The sequence below is a fragment of the Streptococcus sp. GMD3S genome, assembly GCF_000298695.2.
Taxonomy (GTDB): Bacteria; Bacillota; Bacilli; order Lactobacillales; family Streptococcaceae; genus Streptococcus.
In genome coordinates, this window is sequence record NZ_AJRC02000009.1 from 63,174 (window position 1) to 81,051 (window position 17,878).

Consider the following 17,878-nt stretch of genomic DNA (forward strand, 5'->3'; position numbering starts at 1 on the left):
GATTCTATTATGATTATTTCGCTTCAAATCCTTCTGCAACTGCATCCGCAAAGTTTTCTTCTACGATGCTTGCACAGTGGTCACAGATGACTGCATGGTAGCTACGTTCTGCAGTAGTTGGATCGATACGACGGCAGCGGTCACATACTTCACCTGCAGCGCGTTTAACTGTAAAGGCTACATCTTCGAAGCTAACGGCAGCTTCTGGCGCTGTACCTTCAGCGATGGTCAATTCTGACACGATCAAAAGTTGAGCCACATTGCTATCTACTGCTCCAAGAAGAGTTTTCACAACTTCGTTTGGATAAACTGTCAAGTGTGCTTCGAGTGATTTCCCGATTACTTTTGCATTACGTGCTTCTTCCAAGGCTTTTTGAGCTTGTCCGCGGAAGTCCATGAAGGCTGCCCATGTATCCAGGATTTCTTCTTGGTTGGCAAAAGTTTCCGCTTCTGGCAATTCAGACAATTGCACAAATTCTTCAGCTTCAAACTCAAGATATGACCAGATTTCCTCTGCTGTGTGAGGAAGGATTGGTGTCAAGAGTTTAGTGATTTTGACAAGAATGTCATAGAAGACAGTTTGCATTTGACGGCGTTCGAGTGATTTGGCACCCTCGATGTAAACAACGTCTTTGGCAAAGTCAAGGTAGAAGGCTGACAAATCAACGTTGATGAAGTTCACCAAGGCCTTGTAGATTGTCAAGAATTCAAAGTTAGCATAAGCATCACGAATCGTTTTCACAAGCTGGTTAAAGCGAATGGTCATGTACTTGTCAACAGAACGAAGCTCATCGTAAGCTACTGCGTCTTGAGCTGGGTTAAAGTCAGATGTATTGGCAATCAAGAAACGAAGAGTGTTACGGATCTTACGGTAAGTTTCAGAGACTTGGCTCAAGATATCCATAGAGATACGCACGTCGTTGCTTGAGTCCACACTTGTTACCCAGAGACGCAAGATTTCCGCACCAAATTGTTTTTCAACATCGCTTGGAGCAATGGTATTCCCAAGAGATTTAGACATCTTCTCACCTTTACCATCAAGGGCAAATCCTTGTGACAAGATTTGTTTGTAGGGAGCAACGCCATGGTTAGCAACAGATGTGATAAGTGATGAGTTGAACCAACCACGGTACTGGTCAGAACCTTCAAGGTAAAGATCTGCTGGATATTTGAGTTCTGGACGGTTGACCACTACTCCATTCCATGATGAACCTGAGTCAAACCATACGTCCATGATATCTGTTTCTTTCTTGAACTCGCCATTTGGTGAACCTGGATGAGTAAATCCTTCTGGCAAGAGGTCCTTAGCATCACGTTCCCACCAGATGATAGAACCGTGTTCCTCAAAGAGTTGAGCTACATGTTCAATCGTTTCAGCTGTCATGATAGCTGTACCATCTTCTGCGTAGAAGATTGGAAGCGGAACACCCCAAGCACGTTGACGAGAGATAACCCAGTCGCCACGGTCACGAATCATATTGTAAAGACGAACTTTCCCCCATTCTGAGTGGAACTTCACTTTTTCAATTTCATCCAAGATTTCTTGGCGGAATTTAGACACAGAAGCAAACCACTGTGGAACAGCACGCCAGATGATCGGTTTTTTCGTACGCCAGTCAAATGGGTATGAGTGAGAAATTTCTTCTTGAGCAAGGAGCAAATCACCCAGTTTTTCGATAACAGTCGGCACAACCTTGTCATAGAACTGACCCGCAAATTCAGGACCAGCATTTTCCATCATAATACCGCGTTCGTTAACTGTTACAGCAACTTCAAGGCCGTTGGCAACACCGACATTGTAGTCGTCCTCACCAAAACCAGGGGCTGTATGGACAATACCAGTACCAGAGTCAGTCGTAACGTGGTCACCAAGGATTACCAACTCATCTACAGCCGTATCCCATGGGTGGACTGTTACGATGTGATTCAATTCTTGACCACGGTAGGTTGCCAAGACCTGAACATCAGCCCAACCAAATTTCTCAGACAAGCTATTCAACAATTCTGAAGCAACGACAAACTTACGAGATTCACCAGCTGGTTGTACCAATACATAATCAATATCTGCTCCAACTGTCAAACCACGAGATGCTGTGATAGTAAATGGTGTAGTGGTCCATACGACAATATAAGTATCCGTATCTAGAACACCTTTTCCGTCTTTGACGCGGTTAGCATAGTAAAGGGAAGTTGAAAGCAAGTCATGGTACTCAATTTCCGCTTCAGCAAGGGCTGACTCAGAAGACCATGACCAGTAAACTGGCTTGGCACCACGGTAGATATAGCCTTTTTTAGCCATCTCACCAAAGACACGGATCTGAGCTGCTTCATAGTCTGGAGTCAAAGTCACATAAGGATTTTCCCAGTCACCAGAAACACCCAAACGTTTAAAGTCTTCACGTTGTTTATCAACTTGAGAAAGAGCGTACTCGCGGCAAAGTTTCAAGTACTCAACCAAGTCCATTTCTTTGCGTTTAACACCCTGTTTTGCCAAGACTTGTTCGATTGGCAGACCATGAGTATCCCAACCTGGGATGTAAGGAGCGTAAAATCCAGACATAGACTTAGAACGAACAATAATATCTTTAGAAATCTTGTTCATGGCATGTCCAACGTGGATATTTCCGTTTGCATACGGAGGTCCATCATGCAAGGTGAAATGTGGTTTTCCTTGGTTCAATTCTTGACGACGTTGGTAAAGTTTTGCTTCTTCCCATTCTTTTTGCCAAACTGGTTCTTTGGTTGGAAGACCAGCACGCATAGGAAAGTCTGTTTTCCCTAGATTGAGGGTTTCTTTAAGTTTCATTGTTACTCCTTTAATTTAAAATGACAAAATAAAAACCACGATTCGCAAAAAGGACGAAAATCGTGGTACCACCTTTGTTCGAAAAAAGACAGGGTCTCTTTTCCTCTTTTCCCGTAACGTGGGGGACGTCTAGTCTTACTGTTTTCGGACTGGATTGCTTGAGAGGATAATCTAACCACTAGGGATTGCAGGACTCTCACCATCTCCCGCTCGCTGAAAATATAGTTGGTTGGATCTTGTTCTCACATTTTTTTATAGGATAAGAACAGATTCTTTGTTTGCATCGTCCTCAGTTGTTGCAGTAGCTTCTACTTCAACTGACTCTTCATGCTGGTCACTTTCTTCTGTCTGTTGATTTTGTTGAGCTTCAAACTCAGCTAATTCTTTGTTGCCAGCCTCGATACGAGCTTGTAATTCAGCAACCTCTTCTGGTGTGAATTGACGAGTCATATCAATAGGCTCTTCCTCTGGTTGTAAAGATACAGTTTCACCAAGAACTTCACCCACCACTTCTTTAAAGGCTTCATCACTTGTCTGAAGGTAAGTAGCTGTTGGGCGAAGAATATCTTCCCAATCAGATGACTCAACAATTGCTAACTGACTTTCAATCGTAGACTTGAGGCGTTGATGGAATACACGGCTCTTGTTCTTCAACTCTTCTGTCTCAACAGCCACTCTCTTCGCATTATCTGTAGCCTGACGGAGAATTTCATTTGCCTTGTATTTCGCTTCTTCAAGCAAACGCTGAGCATCTTGTTCAGCTTGTTGAATAATATTGTTTGAACGTTCTTGAGCAGCTTGTTTGACACGCTCAGCTGTATCTTGAGCAATCAAAACTGACTGACTCAAGGAATCCTTCATCTCATCAAAGTAAGACAAACGTTCTTCCAAACTTTTGATGTGTGTCTCTTTATCGTGATTACTACGAACCAAGTCTTCATAATCACGAACAACGATATCAAGAAACTCGTCTACTTCTTCTGGGTCAAAACCTCTAAATCTTGTGCCAAAGGTTTTATCTTTAATTTCTAACGATGTAATTGGCATACTTTTCCTCACTTACTTAATAAAAAATAGAATCATTAATTGCTTCTGGTTCTTGCTCGCTTGTTACTGTTCTCTTAGGAATATCATTCGTATAATAGGAAAGACGTTCTTCTAGTTTTTTGATATAGAGTTCAGTTTCATCTTTGTATCGAATCATCTCCTCTAATTCAAAGTAAATCTTATCTAGAAATAGGTCAACTTCTTCCTGATTGTAGCCTCTGAATGTTCTTGAGAAAGCTTTATCACTTATTTCTTGTGGTGTAATCGACATATTTTTTCTCACTTGCTTAAAAGTAGCCTGACTGTTAGTTTTTTCTTATCCTTTTTGGTCTGACCATTGTCTTTGACAACTTTCAAACGACCAAACTTTCTCACACTGATCAAATCCCCAACTGCAACCTGGTAATCAGATTTTTCAACCACATGATAATTTACCTGGACAGATTTTTTCTCTATCAGTTGACTAGCTTGGTTTCTAGATAATTTCAAGGCACTTGATAAGAGGGCATCCAATCGAAAACTCGAAACTAAAATTTCTCGTTCTCTATAATCAATTTTAGACAAAATCCTATCGGTAAAAGGACGTTCCTCCAGCGATACAGGAAGTCTGCCAATCTTTCTTATTCCATCCTGAAAAAGAGGAATGAAATCACGATTGACAAAAATCTGTGCTCTCTTTTCATCTACCAAGATATCACCAAATAATTTACGGTCAATTCCTAGTTGGTTGATAATTGTTCCCAATATTTTTCCATGACTCAGTTGCTCAAACTTACTCGGATAGCAAATTTCCAACAAGGCCATTTCAAAGTCTGATATCTCCGGTTCAAAGTAATCTGGATAGAGAAGAACTCGAACCGACTCTGTCGGAAGAAAATCACCACTACTTTGGCAACCCAGTCCATATGTCCCAGCTAGTACCCTCAAAATCTGTTCCTGATGGGGATTGATAAAAGGAGTAAGTACCGGTGCATAGGTATCTTCTACCCGCTTGATCCACTCTAACCCCTTATCAATAAAGGGAATATCATCTTGGGAAAAATGCTGATAAATGGCTCGATTTGCTGTCATAGTAATAAGACTAGTCGTGTTAAGAGATTTCCAACAAACTGAATCAGAATCAGCGCTGCCCAAACCGTAAAATCAAGACCAGCAAATTGTAGATTGAGCTTACGAAGGGGCTCAATAACTGGGCGAGCAAGTCTGATAACTAAGCGACCTAGCTGGCTTTCATAGGCATTTGGAAACCATGAAAGAAGAGCAAATGCAACGAGAATGATGGAATAAATGCTAACCGCATTTTGGATTAAACGAATTAAGAAAATCATTATCTTGCTCTATTTCGTTTAATATCAAAACCAAACTCAGCGCTTTGTGATTCATCTGGAAGTTTGATATCTTCAATATTCACGATAACGTTGACAGGCGTCAATAGATACATCGTACTCGCAACTTTTTTCATATTTCCAGCTAAGACATGACGGGCTCCATCCAAGTAATCAAGGCAACGACGGGCTTGTACTTCTGTCATGTATTGGAAATCAATCAAAATACTTTCATTTCCAGCCAACAAATCTACAATTTCAGTTGCATCTTCATATTTCCTTGGATAGCGAACGTCAATTGTCACTTTCTCATCTGAACGGTGACTTTGCATCGCCAATTCTTGCTGACGCGCATGAAGACGAGTAATATTTGCATCTTTTGCTGTTCCTGACTGAGCAGGTGCTGGTAATTCTTTAGAAGTTGAGATGGCTGGGCTAACTGTTTCCTCTTGTTGAGTCTGATAGTTAGTCGTTTCTTCTCCGTCTTCTGTAAAATAATCTATAAATTTATCGAATCTATCTTTTAAAGACATAGCTCTCTCCTATTTAAAAAATGCTGTACCGATTCGAACAAAGGTTGAGCCGAACTGAATCGCTTCTTTAAAATCACGACTCATTCCCATGCTTAGCTCTGTCATCGGCATATTAGGGATTTGTTTTTCTCTAATTTCTGCTTGCAGAGCCTGCGTATCCTTGAAAATTTCTTTCAATTCATCACTGTCTGCCTCAAAAGGAGCCATGGTCATTAAACCAACATACTCAATCTGATCTAACTTAGCCAATTCTGGCAAAAGTTCTAGCAATTCTTCTTTTGAAAACCCATGCTTGCTTTCTTCCCCAGAAATATTGACCTGCAAGAAACACTTGACAACATGATCTGTTCTCTTTTGAATTTCCTGGGCTAACTTTAGGGAGTCTAAAGCATGAAAGTAATCCACATATGGGATTACTTCTTTCACTTTCCGTCTCTGTAGTGTTCCTATTAAATGCCAAGTAACTGGGTAATCTTTCAAGGCCTGATATTTTTCTAAAAATTTATCGACTCGATTTTCACCTATATGACGGACACCAAGCGGAAGCATGGCTTCCGCTGTTTGTACATCTACATACTTTGTCACTGCGATTACTGAAACAGCATCTAGAGCACGGTTGGCTTCTTGACTAGCATCAGCTATTTGCTGAAAAACTAATTCAGTATTTTTTTTCAAATTCATTGATTAACGATTTTTGAAGAATGGAGGTGTATCCAATTCATCTTCATCTTGTGAAACTGGTGTTTCGAAGCGTTCTACTGGTGAAACAACTGGATCTGTTTGGCGAACAATAGACTCACGACGCAAGTCCCAGTCTCCAAAAGCAGAGGCTTGGTTAGTTTCAAAGCGACGTGGACTTGATTTAGGCAATTCTGCTGTCTCTTCCAAGTCGAATTGACGGTCAAATGTGTGTGCTTGTGGAGCTTTAGTTGATGGTCTTCCAACTGGTTGGTTGTTACGAGCTCCAACTACTTTTTCCACTCGCTCTTGACGAACACCTGTTGCTACAACTGTAACACGGATTTCATCCTTCATGCTTTCGTCAATTGATGTTCCAAGCCAGATGTTTACACCTTGGCCAGCTGCTTGGTTGACAATTTCTGAAGCTTCTTCTGCTTCAATCAAGGTCAAGTCAAGTCCACCAGTAACATTTACGATAACATCCTCTGCACCATCGATAGTTGTTTCAAGAAGTGGAGAGTAAATTGCTTTACGAGCCGCTTCAACAACGCGTTCTTCACCACTACCGATACCGATACCCATAAGGGCATTCCCTTTGTTTGCCATTACAGTTTTCACGTCAGCAAAGTCAAGGTTAATCAATCCTGGGTTCGTGATCAAGTCAGTGATCCCTTGAACACCTTGACGAAGAACGTTATCTGCTTCGCTAAGAGCTTCAAGAAGTGGTGTTTTCTTATCAACAATTTCAAGCAAGTTGTTATTAGAGATAATCAACAAAGTATCAACATGCTCGCGAAGTTCGTTGATTCCTTCTACAGCGTACTGACCACGTTTGCTTCCTTCAAATCCGAAAGGACGTGTCACAACACCAACTGTAAGAGCACCAAGATCTTTAGCGATACGTGCAATAACAGGGGCTGCACCTGTACCAGATCCACCACCCATACCTGCCGTGATAAAGACCATGTCTGCTCCAGTGATAGCTTCCGTCAAAGCTTCTTCACTTTCTTCTGCAGCTTTACGTCCAACTTCTGGACGTCCTCCAGCACCCAAACCACGAGTCAATTTTGGACCAAGTTGGATAACTGTTTCTGCTTTCGTACTGCTAAGGGCTTGCACATCAGTGTTAGCTGCGATAAATTCTACACCAGCAACACCTTCGTCAACCATGCGGTTAATGGCGTTACCACCACCACCACCGACACCAATTACCTTAATAACTGCGCCTTGAGCTGCTGCTGTATCAAATGAAAATGTCATAATTTCTTATCCTCTTTTATTCATCAAACATGCTTCCGATCAAACCACGGAAACGTTCTGTTAGCTTCGGTTTACTTTGAGAACTTGCTTGGAATTCTTCCTTCGGAGCAACTGGAGTTTCCTGCACAGTTTCAGCTGGAGCTGTTTGTGCTGGACTTGGTTGCGCTACTGGATTCAAACGTTGATTTGGAATGCCAAAGTTGATTGGTTTTTGACGAAGGAATTCATCTCCTTTAACTGCTTTTTGAGCAAGAAGATTGACTTCAGTCAATTTACCAGCAAACTCAGACAAGCTAATCACGTGCGCAAATGCAGGGTTGCGAATTCCAACTTGATTTGGTACATAGAGTTTTACGCGAACACCAAATACTTCTTGGGCTAATTCAACAATTCCTGGTAAAATTGCATTTCCACCGATAAGGACGATACCTCCTGGCAAATCCAACAAGTGTCTTCTTTCCAACTCTTGTTTGATTTGGTCAAAGATATGTTTGATGCGTGCTGAGATAATTTCTGCCAAGTAGCTTTCTGTTACTTCAACAGGTTCTACTTCACCAATTACTTCAACTTGGAAAGTTTCGTTACTCGCAAGTGGAACGTAAGCTTCACCATAGTTCAGTTTCAAACTTTCTGCAATTTTTTGAGATGTTTTCAAGACTTTAGAAATGTCTTTAGTAACGTAATCTCCACCTTCTTGGTAGATGTTAGTGAACTGCAATTCTTGGTTACGGATAGTCGCTACAGTAGTCTGACCTCCACCCATGTCAATGACAGTCGCACCAAATTCACGTTCGCCTTCATTAAGAACTGAGTTCACAATCGCCAATGGTGAAATAATCACATTATCAACATGAATACCTACACGCTCAACTGTCTTACGAAGATTGTGTAGAATCGTACGAGGACCTGTGTAAAGCAGACCACGCATTTCCAAGCGAACACCCATCATACCACGAGGGTCACGGATCCCTTGGAAACCGTCCACGATGAATTCTTCTGGAATAAAGGTAATCACTTCACGATCAGGAGTCATGCTCTTAGTCAAAGCTGATTTGACAACATTTTCAACATCTTGATCCGTGATTTCTTTGGTATCTGAAGTTACAGGAATCATTCCTTGTGTTGGTTCAACCTGCAAGAGGTTTGCTGGAAGGCCAACGTTAACAGACTTAATAGAAATACCAGCTTTCTCTTCCGCCTGTGTGATTGCGGATTTGATTGCTGAAGCAGCTGCTTCAATATCAACAATAATTCCGTCTTTTACACCTTTACTTTTGGCATTGCTAACACCAATTACATTTACTTCACCATCTCTATGCTCAGCTACTAGCACTTTAATCGAGCTAGTTCCGATATCTAAGCCTGTAAAAAAACCATCTCTAGTCATTACATCGCATCCTCTCTGTCTTCCAAGTTTCTCACTTCTATTTAATAACTATGTTTGGGCATAGCTATTCAAAGAATATTATAACACAAAAAATCCAATCGTGCTTAGTTTTTGATAAAATTCCTGCATGTTTTTTGAGAAAATTCTAGAAAAATTCTTCTTCTAAGAGATTATTTGAAGTTAACGTTCACAATTTCCTTTCTGTTTCTTAAAAATCCAAAAAAGAGAAGATCATTTTAGATCTTCTCTTGAATAAATTCTTCCGATTTTTGTTGTAAAAAATTTTCTACTAATTTCCCTGTTAAGCGAATTGCTATCACGATAACAGTCGAAACAATGAGATAATTTAAGGGCTGGCCAAAACTTCCAACAAGTGGTGGTTTGTTTAAAAATCCATAATCTCCACCTACAACTAAGTTAACAACCCATATCAAGCCATTTAAGGCGAAGGTAATCACCGCCACATTCTTCAAATCAAGAAGGGAAGGTTGATAGTTTCTAAACAAGTATAGGAGCGCATTTCCTAAAAGGGCAACATGTCCGATAATGAAGGACAAAATGGTCACGTGTGGAAATGGGTAGGGATCAAAAAGTGGGTAAGCTAGTGCTGCTGTTGCTCCAAAAGTTCCTAAAAGGGCGAAGTACTGTTTGTACTTGGATGTTCCTGGAATCAAGAGCATCACAAACATGGCGATACGGCAATGATAGAAGGGTAAACTTTCTGATAGGGGCATGAGATTGCCCCAATACCAGCTATACAAAACAATCAGTTGAACAGACTGAAGGATCTGAATAAAACGCTGGTAAGCTACTTTGTCGCGAAAACGATAAGAAGCATAGAAAGTAAGAGCCAATAAACATAACAAACCAATGTACCAGTGAAGTTCAAACTGGGGCGGTTCTGATATCTGTGTGGTAAATAATTTATCCCACAAATTCATATTCTATTCCTCGTTCATCTAGCTAGAGGCAGTAAAAAATTCACTTTCTCCAGCTTTTAAATTTTTTGAAAAAACTTGATTCTATGACATGCATAGAACACTTGCGTCTTAAATTCGCAACCTATTATATCATTTGTATTGCAGAAATGCACTGATTTGAAATCTACATTTTCATATGAAAATCACTAAACTACATTAGATTTTCTACCAACTTGGCTAGATTCATGGAGTTAGAGCCTTTGAGCAAGATTTGGTCATTGGCACCGAGTCTTTCCTTGACCTGCTTGACTAGGTCTTCAAATTGGTCCTCGTCAGCTGTTTTCTTGAAGTAGAAAACGTGACCTATTGGGAACATTTGACTAGCAAGTTGGCTTAATTCGGCAATGTCTTCTCCATAGAAAATAACGGTATCCAGCACATCTGGCGATAGGCTCAAAATCATCTGGTTATGGAGCTGAACAGACTGGTCACCAAGTTCCTTCATGTCTGCTAAGACAGCGATTTTCTTGCCCCCTTCATTAGCTGGAATGGCAGAGAATGTCTCCAAAATCAACTTCATAGCAGTTGGATTGGCATTGTATACGTCAGACAGAATATCTGCTCCATTGGCTGCTTTCTTCCACTCAGTACGATTGCGGGTCAATTCTAGGTTCTGAAAGGCCTGACGAATTTGCTCCTCCGAAACTCCTTCTTGTAGAGCCACATAAGCAGCAATCATAGCATTGGTGGCGTTGTACTTACCTGTCACTGGCAAATCGAGGGCTTGTTCCAAAAAATTAGCCTTAAAGGTCAGACTATCCTTGCGCTCAATCAAGTCTGTGACTTCTAACTCAGCTCCTGACCCAAAACGGACCACTTTTTTATCTGTAGGCAAGTAGTCCTCTACAATGGAGTCGGCTGGTGCCAAAAGCAAAGAACCTGGTGCCATACCGTCTGCAATTTGCAATTTTCCTTTAGCAATTTCTGAACGGTCTTTGAAAAAGGCCAAATGAGCCTCTCCAACCAAGGTCACGATAGCTGTTTTTGGATGAGCCAATTCAGACAAGAGATGAATATCTCCCAAGTGATCCTGTCCCATCTCCAAGACCAACTTTTCTGTTCCTTTAGGCATGTGAAGAACCGTGTAGGGAAGGCCAATCTCGTTATTGTAATTGCCTTGGGTTTTGTAGGTCTTGTAGGTTGTTGAGAGTAAATGCGCCAACATATCCTTGGTCGTTGTCTTGCCATTTGAACCTGTAACCGCAAAGACATCAACAGCCGTTTTTTCAAGATAGTAGGCTGCGAGGGCTTGAAAGGCAGTCAACACGTCGTCTACTAGAATGTAGGGATGATTTGCAACCTCTTTCTTGGATAAGGTGACTGCTGCACCATTTTCAAAAGCTGTTTCGATAAAGTCATGTCCATCACGAGCACCTTTGAGTGGCACAAACAAATCACCTGGCCCAATCAAACGACTGTCAAACTCAGCTTTTTCTAACTGAACGTCCGCAAAAAGACTAACATCATTTTTAGCTCCAACAGCTTGGGCAACTTCATGGATTGTTAATTTCATTTCTACTCCTTTAAAAAGGGTTGAAGTCCAAGAACTCTAGTCACCATGCAGTGATAGTTCTGGCTTCTACCCTCTCTTTCATTTTTATAGCAAATGCGCTTCGCGCTTGTCAAAACTTTGCTTAGCAAGGTCAACCAAACGCTCGATTAGGTCTGGGTAGCTGATTCCCATATTGTCCCAAAGCAGTGGATACATTGACCACTGGGTGAAACCTGGCATGGTATTAAGCTCGTTTAGGAAAATTTCGCCCTTGTCTGTATAGAAGAAATCGCAACGAGAGAGACCGAGGCCACCAATTGCACGGAAGGCTGTTTCAGCATTTCGACGCATGACAGCTACTACATCATCACTGATTTTAGCCGGGATATCCATAGTAATCTTGTTATCGATATATTTGGCATCATAGTCATAAAAGGCAACATCCTTGACCACTTCACCTGGCAAAGTGCTCTTCACATCGTAGTTGCCCAAGAGACCAACCTCGATTTCACGCGCATTTACCCCTTGCTCTACCAAGACACGGCTGTCATATTGGAAGGCGAGTTCCAAGGCTTGACGGAGCTCATCTTGATTTTCAGACTTAGAAATACCGACACTTGAACCCATGTTTGATGGCTTCGTGAAGACTGGATAAGTCAATTTTTCTTCAACTTCAGTGATTTTAGCAGTCACATCATCCCCTTCGACGATAGCCACATAAGGAACTTGAGCAATCCCGACAGATTCTAAGACACGCTTGGTCGTGATTTTATCCATAGCAAGACTTGATGACAAGATATTGCAGCCGACATAAGGCATTTTCAAAACTTCAAGAAATCCTTGAACAGAGCCATCTTCGCCCATCGGACCATGAAGAACTGGAAAGACTACTGCACCTTCTTCGTAGATGGCACTTGGCGCTATTTTCTTGTCCCAGTCAATAGTCGCATTGGTCATGAGACGATCCTCTTGACCTGGAGTCTGGCTAAATTCTTGCGTTTTAATAAAGTCACCTGACTGGCTGATGAAGAAAGTCTTGACTGTGAAACGGTCGTAGTTGACCGCACGCATAACACTTTCAGCTGAAAGGACAGAGACTTCACGCTCTGCACTACGCCCACCGTATAAAAGAATAATCGTTTGTTTCATATTGCTTGTCCTAATTCTAATAGAATACTCGTTCTTTAGTATATCATATTTGCTTCTTTTTTGAAACTTGAATCTAAAAAAGCCCTCATTTGAGAGCTGAAATTTTACCGATCCACCACTTGAGCTTCAAAGTAAGCTGGCTTGTCGTCTACATTGGTGATGGTGATCGGTGATGGTGATCGTGTAGGACTTGTTATTAGTTACATAAAAAACTTTCTCCCCTTGGTAGCTGACAACAATCCCATTCTTTACCAAATGAATATCTTTTTGATTGTTTGGAAGCTCTTTATCATCATACCTTTTGGGAGCTCTATCTATTCTGCAAAATTTCGTTCTCTTTCCTTTTTCTACGCTGACCCGACCACCTGATACACTGCAACAATACTATCATACGAAGAATCAAATAAACCAAACGAAGGATTTTCATCTTTCCAAGAGCTGATAAGAAGGTTTTCCTTGCATTCCCCACTTCTTGAACTAACTGTTCAACCGTTTTACCTGTTTCCTCTTTAATAGCAACTGCATTCTTTGAAATCAAATAATAATTTTGTTCTAATCTGCTGATATAGGCTTTGGAAATTGGCTCGTCTAAGAAAAAATATACTCTATCAGCATACTCATCCTGAGACAGCGTATAGTAAACTTCAGCTTCACTCTCCCATTTTTTAGGAAAACTAGTTATTCTTATATTTCCATAGTCTAAATGCATCATTCCAACTAAAACGTCATTAGTCCATTCTTCCGCATAATGGTATAATTTCATTTTCTTATCTACCATTGGCCAAACTATAACATACCGACTATGCATGAATTCCTTAGTTAATGCCGAGTTACTTGCCAAGCTGGTCGCACCAATCTCATATACTGACCAAATAAGAACTATGAGCATTAGGACAGCTTGAGTTGGTTTGTTTTTATAATAGTTTCTTATTCTTTTTAACATTTTACTCTCCAACTGCGGGATTAGGTTTATCTAAATCTTTTTTGACATTTTGACTAGTATTCGCCACTAGAGCCTCTCTTGCATATTCGAAAGAAACAAGCTGATTGTTACTTTCAAAGCAAATAAGTCTCCTTTACCAAACAATTACAACAACTGAGGCCTAGTTTACGGTTCCTAAATCTACCGATCCACCACTTGAGCTTCAAAGTAAGCTGGCTTGTTGTCTACATTGGTGATGGTGATAGTATAGGGAGTTTCTTTCGTCACACCAAATACTTCCTTTATCTCCCCTTGAACCACTATACCATCACTTTCTAAATAGATACTTTTACTCTTATCATTTGGTAAGTCTTTGCGCTCGGTTTTGTCTTTTAAAAAAATTAGCTCCGTTATTGTTTGCTTTTCAACATTATAGACTATATTACTGTCTTTCATTCCCCAACCTTTTCGACCGGACAATTTTAACTTCGCATCATCTAATTTTTTAAAATGTAGTTCCGAATTATACTCCAGCTGCTCTGTTTTAGAAAAAACTTTCAATTCAACACTTTGACCTGGTTGCAGAGTGTACTTACCAGCATTTAAAACCACACAAATAAAAACTGCCGCAAACGAACCATACAACAATCCGATGATCATTCTTGAGAGACTGCTTTTAAAGTGCCGTAAAAGTAGAAATAAAGACACAATAAATAACACGGGTGTTAGCATTTTAGTTTTCCTCTCTCATCACTATTAAAATCCAGAAGAACTGTGGCCCTCAATCCCTCCTTAAAAGAGAGTATATTTTCCAACCCAAAAGAAAGCAGACCAAAGCTATCGAATAGTAGAAAATTTTCTGAAGCAAATGATTTAAAACTATCTTTCTCATCTGATTCACAACTGTATATAACTGATTCATCGCATTGTCCGAGCGTTGTTCCCAAACGGTCACTGAAGAACCTGTGTTACTTTCAATCACAGCTTGATTTTCACTTGCTAATTTCAAATATCTCCCAGCATGATACAACCGCTTTTCCCCATTTAACCAACTAATTTCAACACTCTTGTCTCCTTGTAATCGATTATTGTAACTGATGGATACCGCTTGATTCTCATAAGAAATCTTACTTTCAATTTGATTATAGTCATCCACCACATAGATAAGGCCGATGTTCTTTCCATTTTCTTTTGAGGGCACTAGATGAATATGCTTATCAAGAGCATGCCAATCCTGATCATTTTTATCTTGAATCAATTGAACCATACTACTATTCACATCCATCTTAGAAAATGAATAATATTGATAGATTGGCTTAATGATGAACAATACCATATAAAAAAGGAAAAATAGGAAAAAAAGGATAGACTTACTTTTATTTCTCATTTACTGCTCCAAAGTAACTTTTTTTACAAAATATTCTTGAGAACTCTGTCATGGCAACCTGCCTTTATAAAACTATTACCTCGTCGTTCCGTTTGTTATTCGGTTCTCCATATATCCTTAACTGTCACTTCTCCCCAATTATCTAGGCTAAAACGACTGGCATATATGGAAGTCCAGTCTGCCAAGACTTTGTGACGGAGTATTTCATCTGCTTCCCTGCGAATCTCATCGGCAGTCTTTCCATGCTCCGTTAGAAAGGCTTCTACTTGAGACTGATGATAATATCTCACGCTTTTCTCATCGTGATACCACATAAATCGTTCTAATTGCTGATTGTTTACATCGTACAGGTAATCTACATTTATGGTTGTCTCTGTATCTGGCAGTCTCAAACGCATCTCTATCCCAACTTTCGTCATCTCCTGAAATCCAAAATAAAAATAATAACCTAGAGATTGAATAGTATTTGGTAAGTCTACACTTTTATAATCAATAGAATGAATAGAAATTTCTTGAGAATCGTTGTCCACAAATTTTAAACTTTTTAACTTATAAAAAGCTCGTCCTTTCCAGAGAAATGTATGATTGTGATAATCACTTTCTTCGTAGTATATTTCATCAAAAATATTATGAACTCTCTGATATTTATAGTACTGAAAACCAGAGAAAGATAATAATAGAACTATTAGCAACGAAAAAATTACAAATTTCCTCTTCTTCATCTAATCACCTCATCTCTGTCAACTCTTGATTCCCTGTTTCAATATTTCGAATGAAATTATAAGTACTTGGGTAATTTTTTTGTAGCTTATCTACGGTATCTTTTCTAGTAAAATCCCTCAACACACCCCGTTGTTCATACAGCATTGTGTTGAGCAAGAAGCTTCTTTCTCTGGTAAACTATCCATACAAAGTCTGATACATCGTTTCCATGAAATCCTCAAGCTCTTTTTGAATAATCTTTAATAGGCGCTTTTCTTCAGCTTTGGGGATAGTCACTCTCTCATTTTTATTTTTTTCATTTGTTTGAAAATAGGCGCTAGAAACTATATCCAAGTTCTTATCCAATTCATATAGTACACTAGTTATTTTACCATCTATCTCTATTTCAAAATAAGCAGTAACCCCCCGTCCACGATACGATATTTTCAAATCGATGTCTCCTTTTATCTCGATGGAAGCAATTCCTCCATCCAAGCGAATAGCTCCATCGGGAGGAATGACATAGCCCGCTTTACGGATGTCAGGCGCATATTTCCCTGATGCCATCAAACGTTGTAAGACGGCTATATTGTCCCTCTCTTCAAAGGAGGTTTTTAATTGCATATGTTCTTGATGGTTTTGATACTGAAAGTAAAGATTCAAACCAGTAGCTAAGGCAATTACAGAACCAATAACGATCAGTATTTTTTTAAGTCCCGACATTTTTCTCACCTCCTCTATCTAAGTAATCATAGAAGTCTTGTTCATACAGCATTGCGTTGAGTAAGAAGTTACTTTCTCTAAAAATCTAACCATACAAGGTTTGATACATCTTTTTCATGAAGTCATCAATCTCGCTTTGAACACTTCTCAACAAGTAATCTTCTTCGGCTTGGGGGATAGAAACAATCTCTCTTTTCCCGTTATCATTTTGCTGAGAATAGCTGGAATCAATTAAATTCAGATTTTTATCTAAAATAAAAGCTACATGCGTTTGTTTTTCATTAATCTGTGTAATGAAAAACAACTGAAAATCCTTAGCATCCTTTTTGGGAGGGCTAATTTTCAAATGTAACTCTCCTTCAATTTCTAATGGATAAATAACTCCATCCAATCGAATAGCTCCGTCAGAAGGAATAGTATATCCTGCCTTGCGGATGTCAGACGCATATTTTCCTGATGCCATTAAATGATGAAGAACTTCAATTCTTTCATTTTTCTCAAAGGCTTCTTTTAAAGTACTAGATTGTCGGAAATGATTGTAAGCAAAATATGAAGGAATTGCTAACAGAAACAAAAACAATACGATCAACCATTTAAACTGTTTTAATTTATCTGACATTAGTTTCTTCCCTCCATATAACACTCTCTTTCAAATAAGTTTTATTATAAACTCTCACTCGTCTTCCTCGTCGTCATAAACTGGCTCGCCATGGATTTTGATGTATTCTTCATTCCTGCGGTCGTCTTCTTCCCAAACCGGGTCTCTTACATCGTCCATAAACGGAATTTCTTCCAAACTCAGCTCGTTAGCCTCTTCATAACTCATCGAAAGGATATCCTCATGCCGGTTTTTAAATTCCTCCACACTTAACCAGCTCTCTTTATCATCTTCGCTAATCTGACCATCAATAGCAGTCGCAATTTCAATGGCCATAATATAGAAGGCACGTTTATCAACAGTTAGAAGGTCAAGGTGGGTAGAAGCTAAACGTAGACAGTCTCCTTTTTCTCGATAGTCTGTTGCTGGATTGTCTTCAAAATCTAATTCAAGATTTTCATATACATGACTCCCAAATTTATTGATAATCCCTTCTTTCAACTGAACATTATTCCATCTATTATCATGCATCCACTTATTCAATTTCAAGTGAATAGTTGGGTCTGTTTTAAATGGGCGAGTATTCCCAAAATAAGAAATATCTACTGTCTTCCCATCTTTAGTATCAAACCACATTCTCTTCGCTAGTTCTAAGTAATCAAATGGAATTTCTTTGGTATAATCGCCTTTGATATATAGTCTCACTCGTCTTCCTCGTCGTCCAACTCTACCTCTCCATGGATTCGGATATACTCCTCGCGCTTCCTATCCAACTCTTCCCAGAGAGGCTCGTCTATGGCTTTCAAAACCTTTATCTCTTCTAAACTAATATCGACTGCTTCGTCGTAGGTCATATTCAGTAGGTCTTTATGTTTCGTTTTGAATT

19 protein-coding genes and 2 pseudogenes are annotated in these 17,878 nt (G+C 39.7%); all 21 read right to left on the reverse strand.

Annotated elements, in window-relative coordinates; translation table 11 throughout:
* Positions 1 to 13: 13 nt before the first annotated feature.
* On the reverse strand, positions 14 to 2,806 hold the full coding sequence (ileS, locus tag GMD3S_RS0205925; protein ID WP_000768147.1) for an isoleucine--tRNA ligase: 2,793 nt from the start codon (positions 2,804 to 2,806) through the stop codon (positions 14 to 16).
* Positions 2,807 to 3,058: 252 nt separating this feature from the next.
* The gene (locus GMD3S_RS0205930) at positions 3,059 to 3,853 is read right to left on the reverse strand and encodes a DivIVA domain-containing protein (protein ID WP_001123190.1); all 795 of its coding nucleotides are present in this window, start codon (positions 3,851 to 3,853) and stop codon (positions 3,059 to 3,061) included.
* Positions 3,854 to 3,869: 16 nt separating this feature from the next.
* A complete protein-coding gene (locus tag GMD3S_RS0205935; protein ID WP_000028988.1) occupies positions 3,870 to 4,124 on the reverse strand; it encodes a DivIVA domain-containing protein in 255 nt (84 codons plus the stop codon).
* Positions 4,125 to 4,132: 8 nt separating this feature from the next.
* Positions 4,133 to 4,924, reverse strand: coding sequence for a YlmH family RNA-binding protein (locus tag GMD3S_RS0205940; protein WP_000126363.1), 792 nt, complete (start codon positions 4,922 to 4,924; stop codon positions 4,133 to 4,135).
* Positions 4,921 to 5,181: a YggT family protein gene (locus GMD3S_RS0205945; RefSeq protein WP_000576501.1), complete on the reverse strand. Its 261-nt coding sequence runs from the start codon at positions 5,179 to 5,181 to the stop codon at positions 4,921 to 4,923. Before GMD3S_RS0205945 ends, GMD3S_RS0205940 begins: the two co-directional genes overlap by 4 nt.
* Positions 5,181 to 5,711 (reverse strand): cell division protein SepF, encoded by a 531-nt coding sequence (locus GMD3S_RS0205950; protein ID WP_000053373.1) that lies wholly within the window; start codon positions 5,709 to 5,711, stop codon positions 5,181 to 5,183. Before GMD3S_RS0205950 ends, GMD3S_RS0205945 begins: the two co-directional genes overlap by 1 nt.
* A 9-nt stretch (positions 5,712 to 5,720) precedes the next feature.
* Complete coding sequence (locus GMD3S_RS0205955; RefSeq protein WP_001049619.1) at positions 5,721 to 6,392, reverse strand: YggS family pyridoxal phosphate-dependent enzyme; 672 nt, start codon at positions 6,390 to 6,392, stop codon at positions 5,721 to 5,723.
* 3 nt (positions 6,393 to 6,395) lie between these two features.
* Positions 6,396 to 7,652: a cell division protein FtsZ gene (gene ftsZ / locus GMD3S_RS0205960; protein ID WP_000144261.1), complete on the reverse strand. Its 1,257-nt coding sequence runs from the start codon at positions 7,650 to 7,652 to the stop codon at positions 6,396 to 6,398.
* Between the two features lie 16 nt (positions 7,653 to 7,668).
* Positions 7,669 to 9,039, reverse strand: a complete 1,371-nt coding sequence (gene ftsA, locus GMD3S_RS0205965; protein ID WP_000196347.1) for a cell division protein FtsA — start codon at positions 9,037 to 9,039, stop codon at positions 7,669 to 7,671.
* 236 nt (positions 9,040 to 9,275) lie between these two features.
* Positions 9,276 to 9,980 (reverse strand): YwaF family protein, encoded by a 705-nt coding sequence (locus GMD3S_RS0205970; protein WP_001055268.1) that lies wholly within the window; start codon positions 9,978 to 9,980, stop codon positions 9,276 to 9,278.
* 190 nt (positions 9,981 to 10,170) lie between these two features.
* Positions 10,171 to 11,532, reverse strand: coding sequence for a UDP-N-acetylmuramoyl-tripeptide--D-alanyl-D-alanine ligase (locus GMD3S_RS0205975; RefSeq protein ID WP_000778733.1), 1,362 nt, complete (start codon positions 11,530 to 11,532; stop codon positions 10,171 to 10,173).
* 84 nt (positions 11,533 to 11,616) lie between these two features.
* Positions 11,617 to 12,660 (reverse strand): D-alanine--D-alanine ligase, encoded by a 1,044-nt coding sequence (locus GMD3S_RS0205980; RefSeq protein WP_000814662.1) that lies wholly within the window; start codon positions 12,658 to 12,660, stop codon positions 11,617 to 11,619.
* A 104-nt stretch (positions 12,661 to 12,764) separates the two neighbouring features.
* Positions 12,765 to 12,954, reverse strand: a pseudogene (locus GMD3S_RS11030) (hypothetical protein); the annotation flags it as partial.
* A 16-nt stretch (positions 12,955 to 12,970) separates the two neighbouring features.
* Positions 12,971 to 13,603, reverse strand: a complete 633-nt coding sequence (locus GMD3S_RS0205985) for a hypothetical protein (RefSeq protein WP_000919639.1) — start codon at positions 13,601 to 13,603, stop codon at positions 12,971 to 12,973.
* A gap of 180 nt (positions 13,604 to 13,783) precedes the next feature.
* Positions 13,784 to 14,314 carry a hypothetical protein gene (locus GMD3S_RS0205990; protein WP_000957422.1) on the reverse strand — a complete coding sequence of 177 codons (531 nt, stop codon included), beginning with the start codon at positions 14,312 to 14,314 and terminating at the stop codon, positions 13,784 to 13,786.
* Positions 14,315 to 14,363: 49 nt separating this feature from the next.
* Positions 14,364 to 14,969 carry a hypothetical protein gene (locus tag GMD3S_RS0205995; protein ID WP_001244917.1) on the reverse strand — a complete coding sequence of 202 codons (606 nt, stop codon included), beginning with the start codon at positions 14,967 to 14,969 and terminating at the stop codon, positions 14,364 to 14,366.
* 95 nt (positions 14,970 to 15,064) lie between these two features.
* Positions 15,065 to 15,691: a TipC family immunity protein gene (locus GMD3S_RS0206000; protein WP_000746267.1), complete on the reverse strand. Its 627-nt coding sequence runs from the start codon at positions 15,689 to 15,691 to the stop codon at positions 15,065 to 15,067.
* 178 nt (positions 15,692 to 15,869) lie between these two features.
* Positions 15,870 to 16,394 (reverse strand): hypothetical protein, encoded by a 525-nt coding sequence (locus GMD3S_RS0206005; RefSeq protein WP_000015795.1) that lies wholly within the window; start codon positions 16,392 to 16,394, stop codon positions 15,870 to 15,872.
* 85 nt (positions 16,395 to 16,479) lie between these two features.
* Complete coding sequence (locus GMD3S_RS0206010) at positions 16,480 to 17,013, reverse strand: hypothetical protein (RefSeq protein WP_001280939.1); 534 nt, start codon at positions 17,011 to 17,013, stop codon at positions 16,480 to 16,482.
* 54 nt (positions 17,014 to 17,067) lie between these two features.
* Positions 17,068 to 17,697, reverse strand: a complete 630-nt coding sequence (locus tag GMD3S_RS0206015) for a hypothetical protein (protein WP_001242076.1) — start codon at positions 17,695 to 17,697, stop codon at positions 17,068 to 17,070.
* Positions 17,694 to 17,878: pseudogene (locus tag GMD3S_RS10940) on the reverse strand (hypothetical protein); the annotation flags it as partial. The pseudogene GMD3S_RS10940 and the gene GMD3S_RS0206015, both read right to left, overlap by 4 nt.

Coding starts and splice junctions, on each gene's coding strand:
- GMD3S_RS0205945 (WP_000576501.1), bottom strand. CDS start 5,181: ATGATTTTCTTAATTCGTTTAATCCAAAATGCGGTTAGCATTTATTCC.
- GMD3S_RS0205970 (WP_001055268.1), bottom strand. CDS start 9,980: ATGAATTTGTGGGATAAATTATTTACCACACAGATATCAGAACCGCCC.
- ftsZ (WP_000144261.1), bottom strand. CDS start 7,652: ATGACATTTTCATTTGATACAGCAGCAGCTCAAGGCGCAGTTATTAAG.
- GMD3S_RS0206010 (WP_001280939.1), bottom strand. CDS start 17,013: ATGTCAGATAAATTAAAACAGTTTAAATGGTTGATCGTATTGTTTTTG.
- GMD3S_RS0205955 (WP_001049619.1), bottom strand. CDS start 6,392: ATGAATTTGAAAAAAAATACTGAATTAGTTTTTCAGCAAATAGCTGAT.
- GMD3S_RS0206005 (WP_000015795.1), bottom strand. CDS start 16,394: ATGTCGGGACTTAAAAAAATACTGATCGTTATTGGTTCTGTAATTGCC.
- GMD3S_RS0205995 (WP_001244917.1), bottom strand. CDS start 14,969: ATGAGAAATAAAAGTAAGTCTATCCTTTTTTTCCTATTTTTCCTTTTT.
- ileS (WP_000768147.1), bottom strand. CDS start 2,806: ATGAAACTTAAAGAAACCCTCAATCTAGGGAAAACAGACTTTCCTATG.
- GMD3S_RS0205930 (WP_001123190.1), bottom strand. CDS start 3,853: ATGCCAATTACATCGTTAGAAATTAAAGATAAAACCTTTGGCACAAGA.
- GMD3S_RS0205975 (WP_000778733.1), bottom strand. CDS start 11,532: ATGAAATTAACAATCCATGAAGTTGCCCAAGCTGTTGGAGCTAAAAAT.
- GMD3S_RS0205985 (WP_000919639.1), bottom strand. CDS start 13,603: ATGTTAAAAAGAATAAGAAACTATTATAAAAACAAACCAACTCAAGCT.
- GMD3S_RS0205980 (WP_000814662.1), bottom strand. CDS start 12,660: ATGAAACAAACGATTATTCTTTTATACGGTGGGCGTAGTGCAGAGCGT.
- GMD3S_RS0205940 (WP_000126363.1), bottom strand. CDS start 4,924: ATGACAGCAAATCGAGCCATTTATCAGCATTTTTCCCAAGATGATATT.
- GMD3S_RS0206000 (WP_000746267.1), bottom strand. CDS start 15,691: ATGAAGAAGAGGAAATTTGTAATTTTTTCGTTGCTAATAGTTCTATTA.
- GMD3S_RS0205990 (WP_000957422.1), bottom strand. CDS start 14,314: ATGCTAACACCCGTGTTATTTATTGTGTCTTTATTTCTACTTTTACGG.
- GMD3S_RS0205950 (WP_000053373.1), bottom strand. CDS start 5,711: ATGTCTTTAAAAGATAGATTCGATAAATTTATAGATTATTTTACAGAA.
- ftsA (WP_000196347.1), bottom strand. CDS start 9,039: ATGACTAGAGATGGTTTTTTTACAGGCTTAGATATCGGAACTAGCTCG.
- GMD3S_RS0205935 (WP_000028988.1), bottom strand. CDS start 4,124: ATGTCGATTACACCACAAGAAATAAGTGATAAAGCTTTCTCAAGAACA.